The organism is Neorhizobium turbinariae, assembly GCF_023223505.1.
GTDB lineage: Bacteria > Pseudomonadota > Alphaproteobacteria > Rhizobiales > Rhizobiaceae > Neorhizobium > Neorhizobium turbinariae.
This window is the reverse complement of sequence record NZ_JALPRY010000004.1, coordinates 46128-63781: the sequence shown is the minus strand read 5'-3', so window position 1 is coordinate 63781 and position 17654 is coordinate 46128. Positions and strand designations below refer to the sequence as shown.

The window sequence follows — 17654 nt, the reverse complement described above, 5'->3', positions numbered from 1 at the left end:
TGCGCCCCAACTTCGGAGCTGCGTTGTGATCATCGTCCATCATCTCAACAACAGCCGTTCCCAGCGCATCCTCTGGATGCTTGAGGAACTCGACATGACCTACGAGATCCGCTTCTACAAGCGGGACCCGAAAACCATGCTGGCCCCGCGGGAGATGCGCCAGGTGCACCCGCTCGGCAAGTCGCCGATCCTGGAGGACACCGATGGCCCCGGCGGCATGGGGGTGACGCTCGTCGAGACCGGTGCGATCTGCGAATACCTGGTCGACAAGGCGGGCGGCAGGCTCGGCCCTCCGCCGAGCGGCGAGGGCCACCTGCTCTACCGCCAGTTCATGCATTACGCGGAAGGCTCGTTGATGCCGCCGCTATTTGCCAAGCTGGTGGTGAGCCGCGTGCCCTTCCTCGGCAAGAAGGCAGCCCAGCGCATCCAGCCGATGGTGGACGTGCATCTCGAGTTCGTGGAACGGGAGTTGAGCCGGCGGCCATGGTTTGCCGGCGGCGAGATGACCGCCGCCGACATCATGATGAGTTTTCCGCTGGAAGCAGCGCGAAGCCGTGCAGGACTTGGTGAAAGCCGGCCGGCGACGATCGGCTGGCTCGAGAGGATCCGTGCGCGCCCGGCCTATCAGACGGCCCTGAGCAAGGGCGGCGAATACGCTTACGCCAAGGCGCGCGGCAAGGCCTGAGGCAAGAGGATCAGGCCTGGCTGCGGCCGCTGGCGACCACCATGCCGGCCGCACCATCCAGCCAGCCGGCCTTCAATTCGAGGCCGAGGAACCGGTCGCGGGCAAACGGGCCCGGCATCACGAGATGCTGGGCCTTTTCCGCCAGGAAACCGAAGCGCTCGTAATAGGCGGCATCGCCGACCAGCAGGATCGCGCCATGGCCGCGGCTTGCCGCCTCGGCAATGGCAGCTCGCATCAGCGCGCCGCCGATGCCCTTTCCTTCATGGTTCGGATCGACCGCCAGCGGCCCAAGCAGCAGGGCCGGGATCGGCTTACCTTCGGGCGAAATACCAGCCTGGATGTCCCACAGGCGAACGGTGCCGATCACCTGGGCGTCGGCATCACGCGCAACAAGCGCCAAGCCGTCGGCCGGCAGGCGACCGCGGCGGATCTTCTCAGACGACTTGGTGCGGCGGTCCGCCCCCATCGCGCGGTCGAGCAGGCTCTCGCGCGCAAGGACATCGCCCGCCGTTTCGGCGTCGATCGTGAAGGTGGCGTTCGGCGCAAGGGTCGCGCGGACAGAATCAAGAACAGTGGCCATCGTGGCCTCCCGAACCCAAAACCGTTTCAGACGGTATCAGCGAAAATGGTGGGTTTGCCGCCCCGACTGGTTACGGGGCCGGCGAGGATGAACGCCCTAGATGACGTAGGCCTTGAGCGGCTCGAAGCCGTTGAAGGCGACTGCCGAATAGGTCGTCGTATAGGCGCCGGTGCCTTCGATCAGAACTTCGTCACCGATCGTCAGAGAGATCGGCAGCGGATACATGTTCTTCTCGTAGAGCACGTCGGCACTGTCGCAGGTTGGGCCGGCCAGCACGCAAGGCTCCATCTGGTCCGCATCGCGCACGGTGCGGATCGGATAGCGGATTGCCTCGTCCATGGTTTCGGCGAGACCACCGAACTTGCCGATGTCGAGGAAGACCCAGCGATGGTTGTCGTTGTCCGACTTCTTCGACACGAGGACGACTTCAGCCTTGATGACACCGGCATTGCCGACCATGCCGCGACCCGGCTCGATGATCGTCTTCGGCAGGTTGTTGCCGAAATGCTTGGTCAGCGCAGCAAAGATCGCCTGGCCGTAGGCTTCCGCCGTCGGCACGTCGCGCAGGTACTTGGTCGGGAAACCGCCACCCATGTTGACCATCTGCAGGAAGATGCCCTGCTTGGCGAGCTGCGCGAAGACGCGCTTGGCATCGGCAAGGGCGGCATCCCAAGCGTCGAGCTTGGTCATCTGCGAACCGACGTGGAACGACACGCCGTAGGACTCAAGGCCCAGTTGGTGTGCGTAGACGAGCACGTCGACCGCCATCTGCGGCACGCAGCCGAACTTGCGCGACAGCGGCCATTCGGCGCCTTCGCCATCGGTCAGCACGCGGCAGAATACCTTGGCGCCGGGGGCGGCACGGGCAACCTTCTCGACTTCCTCGTGGCTGTCGACGGCATAAAGGCCAACGCCGAGCTCGAAGGCACGCGCAACGTCGCGCTCCTTCTTGATCGTGTTGCCGAAGGAGATGCGGTCGGCCGTGGCGCCGGCATCGAGAGCCATCTGGATTTCGGCCACGGAGGCGCAATCGAAGCTCGAACCCATGGAAGCGAGCAGCTTCAGGATTTCCGGCTCCGGGTTTGCCTTGACGGCATAATAGATCGCGCTGTCCGGCAGGGCATGACGGAAGGCGGTGAAGTTGTCGCGGACGACATCGAGATCAACGACGAGGCACGGGCCTTCAGGACGTCGGGTCTGCAGAAAGTCGAGGATGCGAGCTGTGGTCATCGGTCAGTCCCTTCGAAATCTCAAAGCTCCGGCGGTCAAACCGGAGGACAAAGGACGGATGAGTATGCGCAAGGCCCCGGCCGATGGAGATCCCGGAACCTAAACACGCCCATACGCGCGATATGTAGACCAACGCCCTGCCATGAGCATTGATCCGGCTTTGTCTGCCTTGGATTGGAGGGTGGTCCCTACCGCACTTCCGGCAATGATGGTGTGCCTCTTCAGAATTGCAGGCTGATGGAAAGCCTACAGAGACCAGAAAGGCCCGCACCGTCGTTGCTTCAAGATGTCCTCGCATTTCCCGGTTGGCCGGAATAGCGACTGGAGCGGTTAGTTCCAGGTACCTTACCGATGACCTCACCTTAGGGACTTAGATCCCAATTCGAGGGTCGGCGGACACCCACAGGCACGTGCGACTTTGGGCAGCACGGGAAATAAGAATAAACGAGGTCATAATCAAGAGATTTTTTGCTTTCGCCTAAAATTCGCATTGCACAATTTCCAGCGAGTTCCCAACTAGTAACCGCCGGAGAAGTGGGGTGACGTTTGGATACTTTGACGCGTATGCGCGCTTTCATCGATGTGGTTGAAGCGGAAGGGTTTTCCGCCGCCGCACGTCGCACGGGACGCTCGAAGGCGCTGCTTTCGAAATACGTCCGTGAGCTTGAGGACGATCTGGGCGCGCTGCTGCTCAATCGCACCACCCGCCAGTTCTCGATGACGGAGGCAGGCCATACCTATTATCGGACGGCCGCCGATATCCTCAAGGAAATTGACAACTTAGCTGACCTGGTGCGGGAAAATAACGCCGACCTGAAGGGTCGCCTGCGAGTTTCCGCACCACGCACCTTCGTGGATGCCGAGGTTGGCCAGTCGCTGATCGATTTCGCCAAGGATCATCCCGAAGTCTCGCTCGAAATCGTCGCCGAGGACCGATTCGTCGACCTCATCGAGGAAAATTTCGACCTTGCGATTCGAATCACCAAGCTTGAGGATTCGGGACTGATTGCCCGCAAGCTCTCCGACTTCCGGGTCTACGCGGTGGCGACGGCGGACTTCGTTGCCAAGTATGGCCCGTTGGAGCATCCCCAGGACCTGAACCGGGTGCCGTTCATCATCGACACCAACTCCCGCTGGCATAACAACGTCCGGTTCTCCGACACCGACGGCGCGACGATTTCGGTGGCCGTGAGCGGCCCGATCGAGGTGAACAGCCCGCAGGCAACCCTGCGCGCCGCGCGTGCCGGCATCGGCGTTGCCATCATTCCGGATTTCATTGCCGGCAGTTCCATCCAGTCGGGCGAACTGGTGACCCTGTTTGATGACTACATCACCAAGGATCGCGGCATCTATGCCGTCTACCCGCATCGCCGTTATCTTCCGGCAAAGGTCCGCAGTTTCGTGGATTTCCTGTCGGCCTGGTTCCGGCGCCAGAACCACTGAGCCAGCGTTGACCGGAGCCGAAATTCCGTCTCATTTGCGCGTCAGATCACCCAATCGGAAAACAAGAAGCGGGGCGGCCTTCCTTCATGACCTATCTTCGAGCGGCGGCAGTCGGTCTTTTCGCCTTGGCGCCGTTGCCCGCGCTGGCGCATCCGCATGTCTTCGCCGAAGCCCGCCTGGAAGTGGTGGCCGGTGCTGACGGCAATGTCGCCGAACTCCACAACGTCTGGCGGTTCGACGAGATGTTCTCCTCGAGCGTCATCCTAGATTTCGACAAGAACACCGACCTGAAGCTCGACGAGGCCGAACTTGCCGAACTTGGCGAGACGATGCGCACCTCGCTTGCTGACTACAGCTATTTCACCACCATCACCATGAATGGCGAGACGGTCGACGTCACGAAGCCCGACGTGCTGCATGTGACGCTGCAAGACAACCAGTTGCTGGTGATCTTCGCGATCAAGCCGGTGAAGCCGGTGCCGGTGAAGGGAAGGCTCACCTTTGGCATCTATGACCCGACCATGTACACCTCGATCGATTTCCCGACCGATGAGGACCTGGCGGTCAAGGGAGAGGGTTTCGGGCACTGCCAGCACAAGGTGGTGCGTCCGGACCCCGACGAGATCATCGAGCAAAACAGCGCCACGCTGACGGACGCGTTCTTCAACGACCCGACCGGCACCGACATGACAAAACTGTTCGCCACAAGACTGGAACTGACATGCTGACACGACGACACGGGCTTGCCCTTGCCGTTCTGACTGCCTTTGCCTTGACCAACATCGCGCTTGCCCAGTCTCCGCTGGGCGTTGGCTCGGCCGAACCCTCGTTTTCGACCGGGGGCCTTTTCGGCCCCTTCCTCGCCTGGATCAACACCCACCAGCAGGCCTTCTACAGATCGCTGACGACGGCGCTCAAGGCCATGCGCGACGATCCATGGGCGCTGTCCGGCCTTGTCGGCCTGTCCTTTGCCTATGGCGTCTTCCATGCCGCGGGTCCCGGCCACGGGAAGGCGGTCATCTCGTCCTACATGATCGCCAACGAAGTGCAGTTGAAGCGCGGTATCGTCATCTCCTTCGTTTCGGCGCTGTTGCAGGGCGCTGTTGCGATCGGTCTCGTTGGCGCTGCCTATTTCCTGCTGCGCGGCTCCGGCATCACCATGACGGCCGCGACGCGGGCGATGGAGATCGCAAGTTTTGCCATGGTGGCGCTGTTCGGAGCCTGGTTGCTCGTCAGGAAACTACGGGCACTGCGATTGCGGGTGGTGCGCGCGCCAACAACGGCGATGCTGTTCAACAGCGCCGGCAGCGCGCGGACCTCCACCGGCCTCAAGTTCCAGGCGGTCGCGGTCGATGACCATGCCCACAAGGGCGAGACGGAATACTGCGAGACCTGCGGCGTCAGCCACATGCCCGACCCCGCCATGCTGCGCGCCAGGGAGTTCAGCCTCCGGGAAGCATGGTCGGCAATCATTGCGGTCGGCCTTCGCCCCTGCTCTGGCGCCATCCTGGTGATGAGCTTTTCGCTGCTGAACAGCCTCTACCTCGGCGGCGTGCTCTCCGTGTTGGCGATGTCGATCGGCACCGCGATCACCGTGGCCCTGCTCGCCATCCTCGCCGTCGGCGCCAAGGACATGGCGCTGAAGCTCGCCGGGCCCGGATCGCGCAAGGCAGGGTGGCTGGGGCATGCCATCGAGATCGGCGGCGCGCTGTTCGTGCTGCTGATCGGGCTGTCGCTGCTTGGGGCTTCGCTGCAGGCGCCGGGGGTGGGCGGCTGAAGCCTCACGCCCGCGAGCGGTTCTCCTTGACGAAATCGATGAAGGCGCGCAGCGGCGCTGGCACGAGCCGCCGGCCCGGATAATACAGGAATGGTCCGGAAAACCGTGGCCACCACTCCTCCAGCACCGGCTGCAGCACACCGCTGTCGAGATGCGGGCGCAGCCAGTCCTCGAACAGGTAGACGATGCCGCCGCCGGCCACCGCCACATCGACGGAAAGCTGGGTGCCGCCACCGGCCTGCACCACGAATTGCGCCGAGGGGTCGACCGTGACCTCCTCCCCGTCGCGCTCGAACTCCCAGACCGCCATGGAACCGCTCGCAAACCGGGCGCGGATGCAGGTGTGGGACAGGAGATCGCGCGGATGCTCCGGCCGTCCGTTGGCGTCAAGATATTCGGGCGAGGCTGCCGCCGCAAACCGCTGTTCGCGCGGTCCGATCGGCACCGCGATCATGTCCTGCTCCAGCCGCTCCTCGTAACGGATGCCGGCATCGCAGCCGGCGGCGATGACGTCGACGAAGCTTTCGTCCGTGAAGATCTGCAACTGGATGTCGGGATAGGCCCTGAGGAAGCTCGGCACGATCTGTGGCAAGACGAGCCGTGCGGCACTCACCGGCACGTTGATCCGCAAGGTGCCGGCGGGCCTGTCGCCCGAGCCACGGGCAAAATCCAGCGCCGCCTCCATCTCGCTCAACACCGGGCTCAGCCGGTCAAGCAGGCCGCGCCCCACCTCCGTCGGCTGCACCGAGCGGGTGGTGCGGTTGAGGAGCCGCGCGCCGACACTCGCCTCAAGGCGGCGGATCGCGTCGCTGAGGCTGGAGGCGCTGCGGTCGGTCACGCGCGCCGCTTCGCGAAAGCCGCCGGCACGCGCCACCGCGACAAAGGCTTCAAGGTCTCCCAGCTCGATCGTCATTGTCCGAATCTCCGTACAACCCGTTCGGATTATAGCCGATTATCCTGAGGATGTTCTGCCTCTATCTTTGTTTCGGAAGCTGAAACAAGGAGCACAGACATGACCAACATCGAAAAATCCGGAACCTACACCCTTGGTGATCGCAGCGTGAAGCGGCTTGGTTATGGCGCCATGCAGCTCGCCGGCAAGGGCGTCTTCGGCCCGCCGAAGGATCGTGCCGAAGCTGTCGCGGTGCTGCGTGAGGCGGTCGAAAGCGGCGTCAACCACATCGACACCAGCGACTTCTACGGGCCGCACATCACCAACCAGATCATCCGCGAGGCGCTGCACCCTTACCGCGACGACCTGGTGGTCGTCACCAAGATCGGCGCACGACGCGGCCCCGATGCCTCCTGGAACCCGGCGTTCTCCAGGCAGGATCTCGAAGCTGCGGTTCACGACAACCTGCGCAATCTCGGGCTCGACGTGATCGAGGTGGTCAACCTGCGCGCCATGTTCGACGTCCATGGCCCGGCGGAAGGGTCGCTCGAAGAACCGCTGACGGTGCTGGCCGAACTGCAGCAGAAAGGCCTCATCAAGCATATCGGCCTGTCGAACGTGACCCGCAAGCAGGTGGAGGACGGCCGCAAGATCACCCGGATCGTCGGCGTGCAGAACCAGTACAACCTCGCCCACCGCGAGGATGACGCGCTGATCGACCAGCTGGCGAAGGAAGGAACGGCCTATGTGCCCTTCTTCCCGCTCGGTGGCTTTTCGCCCTTGCAGTCGGAAACGCTGTCGAACGTGGCATCGCGCCTTGGCGCCACGCCGCTACAGGTGGCGCTCGCCTGGCTGCTTGCCCGCTCGCCGAACATCCTGCTGATCCCGGGCACCTCGTCCCGCGGGCATCTTCGGGAAAACCTCGCCGTGGCAGATCTCGAGCTGCCGGCCGATGCGATCGCCGAACTCAACCAGATCGGTTCGGCCGCAGCCGCTGCCTGATGGTCAAAGAAAAGGCGCGGCGTTACTCGCCGCGTCTGTTTTTCTGGTAACGCGCCCGCAGCCAGAAGACGGCAAAGAAGCCGAGCAGCAAGAGCGCGCCCACCACGAAGCCGAGGATCGGCGAATACTGGCCGATGCCGATCACGATGGTCGGCAGGAAATAAATGACCAGGATCGCGGCGACGAGAATGACCCCTGCCGCGATGGCGTGTGACTTGGCTTCCGGCGTCATGCCATCTCCTTCGTAATCTCGGCGCGGATCTCTTCGAGACGGCGCTTCTGCCGCCCCTCGCCGTCGAAGTTCTCCGGTGCCAGCCATGCCTCGAAGGCCGCCTTCAGGAGCGGCCATTCGCTGTCGATCATCGAGAACCAGGCGGTGTCGCGGTTGCGGCCGCGCGAGATCACATGCTGGCGGAAGACGCCCTCGAAGGTGAAGCCGTAGCGGCGAGCCGTGGTCTTGCTCGCCTCGTTTTCGTTGTGGCACTTCCACTCGTAGCGGCGATAGCCGAGGTCATCGAAGACGTGGCGCGCCATGAGGTAGTGCAGTTCAGTCGCCATCGGCGAGCGCTTCATGGCGGCGCCATGCGCCACCGAACCCACCTCCACGACGCCGTTCTTCGGGTCCGGGCGCATGTAGCTTGCCATGCCGACGATCTTGCCGCTGGCGTTTTCGCGGGCGATCAGCGTGACGTAACCGGACGGCCGCACCGACTGCAGCCAGCGATCGAGGTCCTCGGGCTGGTGATAGTCCTCGCTCGGGAAATATTTCAGGAGCTCGTTGATCGCCCCTGCACCGCCCAGCGCTTCCCAGAGCCCCGCCAGATGCGTGTCGCGATCATAGGGCTCGAGCGTCACGAAACGGCCGGTCAGGGTGACCGGGCCCGGAGCGGAAACTTTATAATTCGTCAGGTCGCGCATGAAGGCCTCTTTCCCAGGAGGCAAGAGGCTTAGGCCAGCGCCTCCGGAAAGGCAACCGGCCAGTTGTCGCTGTCGCTAGACGTGCACCTTGGCGGCCGAAACGGTGGCGTCAATATGATCGATCAGCGCGTCCGGCAGCCCCAGGCGGCCTGCAAGCAGGTCGAGGTAACCGCGTTCGGCGCGGGTGTCGGGATCTATCGTCATGCGGGTCGCGGTATAAAGCTCGACCTTCTGTTCTTCCGTGCGGGCAGCGGCGACGAGATCATCGATATCGACGGGGTTGGCGAGCTCGTTCTGGATGAAGGCTTCGGCCTCCGAGCCAAGATCCACCGCATGCACCTTTTCCATAATGCTGGCACGTTCGGAGGCATCGATATGGCCATCGGCCTTGGCGGCGGCAATCATGGCCCTCACCAGTGTCAGCGCAAAGTCGTTCGACAGGTGCGACGACTGCGGGCTGAACGGCGAATCCGGCGGCGGCAGGCTGATCGGCTCGCTGGTGGCCGGTTGTGGTTGCGGCACAGACTGCGGCGACTGGCCGGACTGGTAGTTCTTGTAGGCGAGGTAGCCAAGGCCGGCAATTGCGGCAAGGCCGCCGGCGGACGCGACATTGCCCGCGAGCTTGCGGCCCGTCTTGGTGCCGAGCATGGCGGCTGCCAGCCCCGCTGCCTTCCACGGATTGTTGCGGGCATACTCGCCGAGTTGCCCTGCCCGATCCTTCAGGTTTCCGCCCGACATTCCGGATATCTGCGAACCTAGGAACTGGTCCAGCAGTTTCTTGGCATCGAACATGGCTATCTCCTCACCGTTTGAACGTCCGGTGGAGATAGGAAGCCCAAGCGCGGAAAACAATTTCTCCGCGCCGGATGATGCATGGGCTTGAGGCGCAGTCGGACTTTGGATCAGGCCTTGAGGCCGGCTGCCTCGGCGGCAAGCTTGGTGATGCCCGCCCAGTCGCCTGCGGCAACCAGGTCCTTCGGCGCGACCCAGGAGCCGCCAACACAGACGACGTTCGGCAGCGACAGGTAGTCCTTCGCATTCTTGAGCGAGATGCCGCCGGTCGGGCAAAACAGCGTGCCAGCGAGGGGCGAGGACAGCGCCTTCAGGTAGGCGGCGCCTCCGGCCTGCTCGGCCGGGAAGAACTTCATCACGTCGAAGCCTGCTTCACGCAGCGTCATGACTTCGCTGGCGGTTGCCGCACCCGGAAGCAGCGGCACGGCGCCATCCTTGGCGGCGGCGAGCACGCCCGGGGTGACGCCCGGGGAAACGATGAAGGTGGAGCCAGCCTTGACGGCTGCGTCCCAGTCGCGGCCGTTCAGGATCGTACCGGCGCCGACATGCGCGCCTTCGACTTCGGCCGCTACGGCCTTGACGGCATCGAGGGCCGCCGGCGTGCGCATGGTGATCTCGATCGCCTTCAGGCCGCCTGCGACCAAAGCCTTTGCAAGGCCCACGGCCGACTTTGCGTCCTCGACGATGAGCACCGGCACGACGGGCTGGAGCTTGAGGATGGAAAGCAGCTTCTCGGTCCGTGTTTCGGTCTGGCCAGCCATGGCGCTTCTCCCGCTAAAACGATTGAAATTCTGCTTGCGGGAATATCGCCGCGGGCTCCCCTTGTCGAGAAAAAACCGGATCTGCGACATTTGCGGTGGTTGCGGATCGGAACCTTTGCTTTAGGCTGCGCGTCGAAGCGCGAGCGTAACGCAGGCGGGTGCATGGCCAAGGAAATCGAGCGCAAGTTCAAGGTGGTGGGCGACGGGTGGCGGTCGCAGACGGTGTCGTCATCGAGCTTTCGCCAGGCCTATATCGCCTCGGGCGAGGATCGGTCGGTGCGGGTGCGGATCATGGACGGCGAGCGCGCCAAGCTGACGATCAAGGTCGGCCGCCAGTTCATGTCGCGCGACGAGTTCGAATACGAGATCCCCTTGGCGGATGCCGAACAACTGGCCGATTGCGCCGTGGGCGTCGTACTGGAAAAAACCCGCTACGAGGTGGAGCACCACGGCTACACCTGGGAGATCGACGTTTATGGAGGCGCCTACCAGGGGCTGGTCATTGCCGAGGTGGAGATGGAGGATGAGGCTGCCCAGCCTGACCTGCCGGATTGGATCGGCGAGGAAGTGACCGGCGACCGGCGCTTTTCCAACCTGGTGATGGCGACAGAGGACATGAGTTCGGAGTTGGTCCATGGCGTATCGTCTGCGAGCCTCTAAGCCTTTCACCGCGGAATTCCGCGCCGTTGCCGAAAGCCAGCTTTCCCGCGCCATCCGGCTTCTGGAAGACCAGCCCGACACACCCCATGAGGCCGTGCATGCCGCACGCAAGCGGTTCAAGCGGCTGCGGGCGCTTTATCGCCTTGTCGCACCGGATGCCAAAACCTTCCGGCATCGGGAAAACGCCCGCATCCGCGATGTCGCCAAGACACTGTCGGCCGTGCGGGATGCCACCGCACTCATCGAGACGGTCGATTACCTGGCAACCCATGCAGGTTCCGACGACGAGCTCGCCGCCCTGAAGCTGGCGTCCGAAGCGCTGACCGTGCGGCGCAACCGCATCGCCGAGGAGGAACACGACTTACCCGCAAAGATAACCGCCGCAAGTGCGGCCTGCCGGGAGGCGATTGCAGCGCTGGAAGAGCTCGATCTCGATGACCGGCCGGGGCCAACCGCGAAGCGGCTTGCCAAGGCCTGGAAGAAGCAGCGCGAGAAGGCAGACACCGCCCTTGCCGCCTGCGATAGCCAGTCGGATGCCGAGCACTATCACGAACTGCGAAAAGCCGGCCAAGCCTACTGGATGCATCTGTCGCTGCTGCGCGACGCCTGGCCGTCGGCGATGCTCGCCAAGCAACAGAAGACCAAGGAACTGGTCGACATTCTTGGCCACGAACATGACCTGTCGGTGCTGACCGGGCTCGTCAACGAAAGCCCCGACCTCTTTGGCGACAGCGATACGCTGGCGCGGGTGCTGGGCGCGATCATCGCCCGCCAGCAGGCCCTGCGCCAGGAAGCGCTGGAACGGGCGCACGAGGTGTTCTCCGAGACGGCCGAGCGGGAAAGCGATCTCATCGCCACGCTGTGGCACGAGGCAATCATCAACGCGCGCAAGCAACGCAAGGCGAAGAAAAAGCACAAGACGAGCCAGCCTGCGGCAAAAGAAAGCGCCCCCGCCGCTTAAGCAATCCGTTGCGCCACGGCGCATCTGGCTGTATTTCAGCCGGCATGACCGAAAACCAGACACTCGCCAGACCGGAAGCTGCCGGCCCTTTCCTCGTGGCCGCGCTTTATCATTTTGCCCGTTTCGAACGCTGCGAAAGCTTCCGTGAGCCGCTGCAGGCGCTTTGCGACGAGAACGGCATCAAGGGCACGCTGCTGCTCGCCCGCGAGGGCATCAACGGCACGGTGGCCGGAACCGACGAGGCAATCGCCAGGCTGCTCGCTTACCTGCGCGCCCAGCCGGAGTTCGCGCATCTGGAGCACAAGGAAAGCCGCGCTTCGAAGATGCCCTTCCTGCGCATGAAGGTGCGCCTCAAGAAGGAAATCGTCACCATGGGCGTCGACAACATCGACCCCAACCGCATCGTCGGCACCTATGTCGACCCGAAGGATTGGAATTCGCTGATTTCCGATCCCGAGACGATCGTCATCGACACGCGCAACGATTACGAGACGGCGATCGGCATCTTCAAGGGCGCGGTCGATCCGCAGACCAAGACCTTCCGCGAGTTTCCGGACTGGGTGCGCAACAATCCCGGCCTGCACAACAAGCCGAAGATCGCCATGTATTGCACCGGCGGCATCCGCTGCGAAAAGGCCACTGCCTTCATGAAGGAACAGGGCTTCGACGAAGTCTACCACCTCAAGGGCGGCATCCTGAAATATCTGGAGGAAGTGCCGGCCGAAGAAAGCCTGTGGGAAGGCGCGTGTTTCGTGTTCGACGAGCGCGTGTCCGTCGAGCATGGCCTGAAGGAAGGCAACCACAAGCTCTGCCACGCCTGCCGCAATCCGATCACGGCCGAAGAAGTCACCTCACCGCTCTACGAGGAAGGCGTGTCCTGCTCGAAGTGCTACCACACGCGCACCGAAGAAGACCGGCTGCGCTACCGCCAGCGCCAGCACCAGATCGCGCTCGCCAAGAAGCGCGGCGAAAAACATATCGGCAGCTGATGGGCCGAAACTGAGTCGGGCGGGCCTGGTCAGGCTGCGCCCGCTTCCCCCTCCGAGCGCTTGCGGTACAGCGCGTCGACTTCCTGCGCCGTCATCGGCTTGCCGAACAGATAACCCTGCAACTCATCGCAACCGCTGAGCTTCAGCGCAACCGCCTGGTCCTTCGTTTCGACACCTTCGGCAGTGACCGGGATATCAAGCGAACGGGCAAGCGAAACGGTGGCGTGCAGCATGTCGACTGCACGGCTTCCCTCGGCCAGCGCATGCACCAGCGACTTGTCGATCTTCATCCGGTCGAAGCCGAACTGGCGAAGGTAACCGACGCTTGAGAAGCCTGCGCCGAAATCGTCGAGCGCGATCTTCACGCCGAGCTGGCGCAGTTTGGCGAGTGCGCCGCGGGCACGCTCCGGGTTCTGGATGAAATACCCTTCGGTCATTTCCAAAGTCACACGCGAAGGCTTGGTCCCGGTCTTGCGGAACACGGAACCGACATGGACGGCGAAGGCCGGATCGCGGAACTGGCCGGGCGAGATGTTGACCGCGAGCTTCAGCTCCGGCCAGGCGGCGATCGTCTCGCAGGCCCGGTGCAGCACGAAGAGGCCGAGCTGGTCGATCAAGCCGGTAGATTCCGCGATCGGAATGAAGACGTCCGGGGAGACGTAGCCGTAACCTGGACGATCCCAGCGGCAAAGCGCTTCCAGCCCGACCAGCCGCCACGTACCGGCCTCAACGACCGGCTGGTAGAGCACCGTGAGCTCGCGCCGTTCGATGGCGATCCGCAGGTCGATCTCGAGCTTGTTGCGCTCTTCACGCTCGGCATCCATTTCCTTGCGGTAATATTCGGCGCGGCCACGGCCGGTTTCCTTTGCGCGGTACATCGCCATGTCGGCGCGGCGCACGAGTTCCTCGCCCGAGACCTTGCCGCGGATCGAGACCGCAATGCCGATCGAGGTGCCGATCGTCGCAACCCGCTCGCCGATGATGAAAGGTTCATCGAAGAAGCCAAGGATGCGGTCGCTGAGTTCATCCGCCAGGCGCCCGACCTCGATGCCCTGGATGGCAATGGCGAACTCGTCGCCACCGACGCGCGCCAGCACGTCCCGTTCACCGACGAGAGCCCTCAGGCCCGCCGCTACGCCGCGGATCAATTGGTCGCCGGTGCCATGGCCATAGGCGTCGTTGACTTCCTTGAAGCCGTCGAGATCGAGATAAAGCAGCGCGACATTGGTGCCGCGGCTTTGCGCCTCGGTGACGAGTTCGTCGAGCGACAGGAAGAAACCGGTGCGGTTGAGGAGACCGCTGAGGCGATCGCGCATCGCCAGATGCCGCGCCGCCGCCTCGTCTGCCTTGAGCTTCTTCAGCGTATTGCTGCCGCCCACCACCAGCAGCAGGAAAAACAGCCCGACCATCGCGAGCGCATAATAGACGAGCGGCTTCACCTCCACGTAACCTAGGTTGCCGGGAAGCCGTGAATCCCAGGTCAGCCGCGCCAGCATCTGGCCGTGCCGGCTGCGGATCTCGACGGCCTTGGAGGTGACGTCGTCTTCACCGGCGAGACGCAGACCATCGATGATGTAGGTGCGGCCGAGATCCTCGATCGTCTCCGCGTCGAGATGACGGGCGAAGACGAGGAAGCGGCGCGCGTCCGGCGCCACCGTCAGGCGGCCCGACTTTTCGCGCACGAGGCCGATCGCAACAGCCGCCATGCCGCGCGAAGTTTGGATGAAGCCGGAAGCTTCCGGAAGCTGGTCCTTGCCGGCCGAGCTTGCCTTGTCGAACAGCGTCGACAGCGATTCATCGAAATACTGGTTTGGCGACCAGGCAGCCGGCTGGCCGTTCTCATACGTCATGATGACGTTCTGCTGGCTGTCCATGACGACCGCGACATCAAACAGGTTGCTGTTGGCGGTCATGATCCCGAGATTGCTGACCATCCAGTCGGCATCGTTGTCGTAGACATAACGCGCTGCGTCGTCCCATGCGGCGTAGTCGTTGAGCGTCGCGTGCAGCTGGCGTTCGAAGGTCTTCACCGCACCGGTCGTGGTTTCCCACGAGCGTCCGTCATCGAGCCGATTGGCGTAGTCGGCGATGCGGTTCAGCGCTGTCAGGATGAAGGTCGTCACGAGGAGAACCACCACCGCGAAGGCCAGCAACATGCATGTTACAGCCAGGCGGCGGCCGATTGCACTGGACCGGCGAATTCGTGGCGGAAGAAGCCGCATGGAGTACCTCGTGGAGCAATAAAATCCTACTCCGGGATTCCTTCAGAAGCCGTTAAAGCAGAAATGGCCGGCTCTCCCGCAAGAGAACCGGCCATTTTCAAGAGTTTAAACGCGAGTGTCTTAGAAGGACGGAATCAGCGCGCCCTTGAACTCTTCGTTGATGAAGGTGCGGATGCTATCGTCATGGTAGGCTTCAACCAGCGTCTTGACCCACGGAGCGTCCTTGTCTTCTTCGCGAACGGCGATGACGTTTGCGTAAGGCGACTTTTCACCTTCGATGGCGATTGCATCGGTCTTCGGGTGCAGGCCGGCTTCCATGGCGTAGTTGGTGTTGATGACGGCAGCGTCGACGTCGTCGAGCGAACGCGGCAGCTGGGCAGCGTCGATTTCGGCGAACTCGATCTTCTTCGGGTTCTCGACGATATCAGCCGAGGTCACCTTGAGGCCCGGGTTTTCCTTGAACTTGATCAGGCCCTTGCTGGCCAGAACGAGAAGCGCACGGCCGCCGTTGGTCGGGTCGTTCGGGATGGCGACGGTGGCGCCTTCCTTCAGTTCGTCGAGGCTCTTCACCTTCTTGGAGTAGACGCCCATCGGGGTGGTGATGGTCGTGCCGACGCTGACAATCTTGAAACCGCGGTCAGCGATCTGGTTGTCGAGGTAGGGCTGGTGCTGGAAGGAGTTGGCGTTGAGGTCGCCATCGGCGAGCGCCTGGTTCGGCACGACGTAGTCGGAGAACTCGAGGATCTCGATGTTGAGGCCCTTCTTGGCCGCAACGTCCTTCACCTTTTCCATGATCTGGGCGTGTTCGCCGGGCGTGACGCCGACCTTGATGTCTTCAGCGAGCGCCGAACCGGCAGCAAATGCGGCGAGTGCCGCAGCAACGATAAGCTTTTTCATGGGATGCTTCCTTGTCGTTTGGTTGTCAGGCCAGTCTTGGGAGGCTGGTATTGCGGGATTTAGAAAACTCAGGTCTTGCGGTTGCGCTTGTCGAAACGGCGGGCCAGTGCATCGCCGGCGCTTTGCACGATCTGCACGAGCACGATCAGCACGACGACGACGGCAAGCATGACTTCCGGCATGAAGCGCTGGTAGCCGTAACGGATACCGAGGTCGCCCAAGCCACCGCCGCCGACCGCGCCGACCATGGCCGAGTAGCCGATGAGGCTGACGAGGGTCATCGTGATGGCAAGCGTGATGCTGGGGCGTGCTTCTGCAAGCAGAACCTTGAAGACGATCTGCATCGGGGTGGCGCCCATGGCGCGGGCAGCCTCGATCAGCCCCTTGTCGACTTCGCGGATCGCCGCTTCGACCAGGCGCGCAAAGAAAGGGATGGTTGCGATGGTCAGCGGCACGATGGCGGCATAGGTGCCGATCGAGGTGCCGGTGACAAAGCGGGTGAACGGGATGATCGCCACCACGAGGATGATGAACGGCGTCGAGCGCGTCGCGTTGACGATCGCGCCGAGGATGCGGTTGGCAATCGGGGCCGGAAAAAGTTCGCCCTTGCCGCTGGTGGCAAGGAAGATGCCGATCGGCAGGCCGATCAGCGATCCGATCAGGCCGGCGATCACCACCATCTGCAGCGTCTGGCCGAGCGACTTGGTGAGCAGGCCGATGAGCATATCAAGCGACATAACCGAGCACCTCCGTGGAAAGGCCGCTTTCGGCATAAAAACGGTTGGCGCGCTCGACGACCGCAGGTTCGGCGGGGTAAGCCACCACGAGCGAGCCATAGGGTTCGCCGGCAATCTCTTCGATGCTGCCGGCCAGGATGTTCACATCCGCGCCAAGCTCAGCCACCAGGCGGCCGGTAAGCGGCTGGAACGCCGTGTCGCCGAAGAAGATGAGCCGCACGAGGATCCGGTCGCCGGCGCCGGGCTGCGGTTTCATGCTACCGCGGATCCATTCCGGCAGCTGCGTGCCGAGCGAAGCCGAGAGCAACGAGCGCGTCGTTTCATGCTTGGCGCCAGTGAAGACGTCAAAGGTTCGGCCCTGTTCGACTATCTTGCCGCGATCGATCACCGCGACATGCGAGGCAATGGTCTTCACCACTTCCATCTCATGGGTGATGAGCAGAACGGTGAGCCCGAGCTCGGCGTTGATCTGCTTGAGGAGCGCCAGGATCGACTGGGTGGTTTCCGGGTCAAGCGCCGAGGTCGCCTCGTCGGAAAGCAGCAGCTTGGGCGAGGTGGCGAGCGCGCGGGCAATGCCGATGCGCTGCTTCTGGCCACCCGAAAGTTCCGAGGGATAGCGGTCGGCCTTGTCGCCGAGCCCGACGAGATCGAGCAGCGGCCCGACCTTGGCGCGGATTTCGTTTTTGTCGACGCCGGCGATCTCGAGCGGCAGCGCGACGTTGTCAAAGGCCGTGCGCGAAGAAAGCAGGTTGAAGTGCTGGAAGATCATGCCGACCTGGCGGCGCAGGTCCCGCAGGCCCGTTTCCGACAGGCTGCCGACCTCGACGCCATCGACGACGACGCGGCCCGACGTTGCCTTCTCCAGCCCGTTGACGAGGCGGATGAGGGTCGACTTGCCGGCGCCGGAGCGGCCGATGATGCCGGTGATGGCACCGCGCGCCACGGAAAGATCAACGCCATCGAGTGCGGTGAACTGGTTCTCGTCGCGGCTGCTGCCGAAGCGCTTGGTTACGGATTGAAAGTCGACCATGGGCGCCTGGCCGGGCGCTCGGTCAGCCACTTGTTCGCCCACAGGGGCAGGCGCGACTGGTGTCGCAGCTAAAGGGAT

At 63.2% G+C, this 17654-nt stretch carries 19 protein-coding genes; 8 read left to right on the top strand and 11 right to left on the bottom strand.

Going from position 1 to position 17654, the window contains the following annotated elements:
* The first annotated feature begins 25 nt into the window (after nucleotides 1–25).
* Nucleotides 26–685, top strand: coding sequence for a glutathione S-transferase family protein (locus M0654_RS03275; RefSeq protein WP_248681817.1), 660 nt, complete (start codon nucleotides 26–28; stop codon nucleotides 683–685).
* Nucleotides 686–695: 10 nt separating this feature from the next.
* On the opposite strand, the gene M0654_RS03270 is transcribed toward M0654_RS03275, so the two are convergent.
* Both M0654_RS03270 and odc2 read right to left on the bottom strand, forming a co-directional pair.
* A complete protein-coding gene (locus M0654_RS03270) occupies nucleotides 696–1265 on the bottom strand; it encodes a GNAT family N-acetyltransferase (protein WP_248681816.1) in 570 nt (189 codons plus the stop codon).
* Between the two features lie 96 nt (nucleotides 1266–1361).
* Nucleotides 1362–2495: an ornithine/lysine decarboxylase gene (gene odc2 / locus M0654_RS03265; protein WP_248681815.1), complete on the bottom strand. Its 1134-nt coding sequence runs from the start codon at nucleotides 2493–2495 to the stop codon at nucleotides 1362–1364.
* Between the two features lie 546 nt (nucleotides 2496–3041).
* On the opposite strand from odc2, the gene M0654_RS03260 reads away from it, so the two are divergent.
* The 3 genes from M0654_RS03260 to M0654_RS03250 all read left to right on the top strand — a co-directional run bounded on the left by M0654_RS03260 (nucleotide 3042) and on the right by M0654_RS03250 (nucleotide 5715).
* Nucleotides 3042–3938 carry a LysR family transcriptional regulator gene (locus M0654_RS03260; RefSeq protein ID WP_248681814.1) on the top strand — a complete coding sequence of 299 codons (897 nt, stop codon included), beginning with the start codon at nucleotides 3042–3044 and terminating at the stop codon, nucleotides 3936–3938.
* An 86-nt stretch (nucleotides 3939–4024) separates the two neighbouring features.
* Entirely contained in the window at nucleotides 4025–4666 is a 642-nt protein-coding gene (locus M0654_RS03255; RefSeq protein ID WP_248681813.1) for a DUF1007 family protein, read from the top strand.
* Nucleotides 4660–5715: a nickel/cobalt transporter gene (locus tag M0654_RS03250; protein WP_248681812.1), complete on the top strand. Its 1056-nt coding sequence runs from the start codon at nucleotides 4660–4662 to the stop codon at nucleotides 5713–5715. The genes M0654_RS03255 and M0654_RS03250 overlap by 7 nt, the downstream gene beginning before the upstream one ends.
* A 4-nt stretch (nucleotides 5716–5719) precedes the next feature.
* Here the strand turns inward: M0654_RS03250 and M0654_RS03245 are convergent, their stop codons facing one another.
* Nucleotides 5720–6628, bottom strand: coding sequence for a LysR family transcriptional regulator (locus M0654_RS03245; protein WP_248681811.1), 909 nt, complete (start codon nucleotides 6626–6628; stop codon nucleotides 5720–5722).
* 99 nt (nucleotides 6629–6727) lie between these two features.
* Between M0654_RS03245 and M0654_RS03240 the strand changes: the two genes are divergently transcribed.
* A complete protein-coding gene (locus tag M0654_RS03240; RefSeq protein ID WP_248681810.1) occupies nucleotides 6728–7609 on the top strand; it encodes an aldo/keto reductase family oxidoreductase in 882 nt (293 codons plus the stop codon).
* Nucleotides 7610–7631: 22 nt separating this feature from the next.
* Here the strand turns inward: M0654_RS03240 and M0654_RS03235 are convergent, their stop codons facing one another.
* The 4 genes from M0654_RS03235 to M0654_RS03220 form a co-directional block, all read right to left on the bottom strand.
* Nucleotides 7632–7841: a hypothetical protein gene (locus M0654_RS03235; RefSeq protein WP_248681809.1), complete on the bottom strand. Its 210-nt coding sequence runs from the start codon at nucleotides 7839–7841 to the stop codon at nucleotides 7632–7634.
* Nucleotides 7838–8527, bottom strand: coding sequence for a GNAT family N-acetyltransferase (locus tag M0654_RS03230; protein ID WP_248681808.1), 690 nt, complete (start codon nucleotides 8525–8527; stop codon nucleotides 7838–7840). Before M0654_RS03230 ends, M0654_RS03235 begins: the two co-directional genes overlap by 4 nt.
* A gap of 75 nt (nucleotides 8528–8602) precedes the next feature.
* Complete coding sequence (locus M0654_RS03225) at nucleotides 8603–9319, bottom strand: tellurite resistance TerB family protein (RefSeq protein WP_248681807.1); 717 nt, start codon at nucleotides 9317–9319, stop codon at nucleotides 8603–8605.
* Between the two features lie 110 nt (nucleotides 9320–9429).
* Nucleotides 9430–10080 (bottom strand): 2-dehydro-3-deoxy-phosphogluconate aldolase, encoded by a 651-nt coding sequence (locus M0654_RS03220; RefSeq protein WP_248681806.1) that lies wholly within the window; start codon nucleotides 10078–10080, stop codon nucleotides 9430–9432.
* 162 nt (nucleotides 10081–10242) lie between these two features.
* Here M0654_RS03220 and M0654_RS03215 point away from each other — a divergent pair, with 162 nt between their 5' ends.
* Genes M0654_RS03215 through trhO form a run of 3 tightly spaced genes read left to right on the top strand, consistent with a single transcriptional unit; the run spans nucleotide 10243 to nucleotide 12690 of the window.
* Nucleotides 10243–10740, top strand: a complete 498-nt coding sequence (locus M0654_RS03215) for a CYTH domain-containing protein (protein WP_248681805.1) — start codon at nucleotides 10243–10245, stop codon at nucleotides 10738–10740.
* Complete coding sequence (locus tag M0654_RS03210) at nucleotides 10715–11701, top strand: CHAD domain-containing protein (protein WP_248681804.1); 987 nt, start codon at nucleotides 10715–10717, stop codon at nucleotides 11699–11701. The genes M0654_RS03215 and M0654_RS03210 overlap by 26 nt, the downstream gene beginning before the upstream one ends.
* 44 nt (nucleotides 11702–11745) lie before the next feature.
* Complete coding sequence (gene trhO, locus M0654_RS03205) at nucleotides 11746–12690, top strand: oxygen-dependent tRNA uridine(34) hydroxylase TrhO (protein WP_248681803.1); 945 nt, start codon at nucleotides 11746–11748, stop codon at nucleotides 12688–12690.
* A 29-nt stretch (nucleotides 12691–12719) separates the two neighbouring features.
* On the opposite strand, the gene M0654_RS03200 is transcribed toward trhO, so the two are convergent.
* The 4 genes from M0654_RS03200 to M0654_RS03185 form a co-directional block, all read right to left on the bottom strand.
* Nucleotides 12720–14912, bottom strand: a complete 2193-nt coding sequence (locus M0654_RS03200) for a bifunctional diguanylate cyclase/phosphodiesterase (protein ID WP_390919505.1) — start codon at nucleotides 14910–14912, stop codon at nucleotides 12720–12722.
* Nucleotides 14913–15032: 120 nt separating this feature from the next.
* Nucleotides 15033–15809: a MetQ/NlpA family ABC transporter substrate-binding protein gene (locus tag M0654_RS03195; RefSeq protein WP_118850496.1), complete on the bottom strand. Its 777-nt coding sequence runs from the start codon at nucleotides 15807–15809 to the stop codon at nucleotides 15033–15035.
* A gap of 68 nt (nucleotides 15810–15877) precedes the next feature.
* On the bottom strand, nucleotides 15878–16546 hold the full coding sequence (locus M0654_RS03190; RefSeq protein ID WP_118850497.1) for a methionine ABC transporter permease: 669 nt from the start codon (nucleotides 16544–16546) through the stop codon (nucleotides 15878–15880).
* Complete coding sequence (locus M0654_RS03185; protein WP_248682000.1) at nucleotides 16536–17576, bottom strand: methionine ABC transporter ATP-binding protein; 1041 nt, start codon at nucleotides 17574–17576, stop codon at nucleotides 16536–16538. Before M0654_RS03185 ends, M0654_RS03190 begins: the two co-directional genes overlap by 11 nt.
* Nucleotides 17577–17654: the final 78 nt, after the last annotated feature.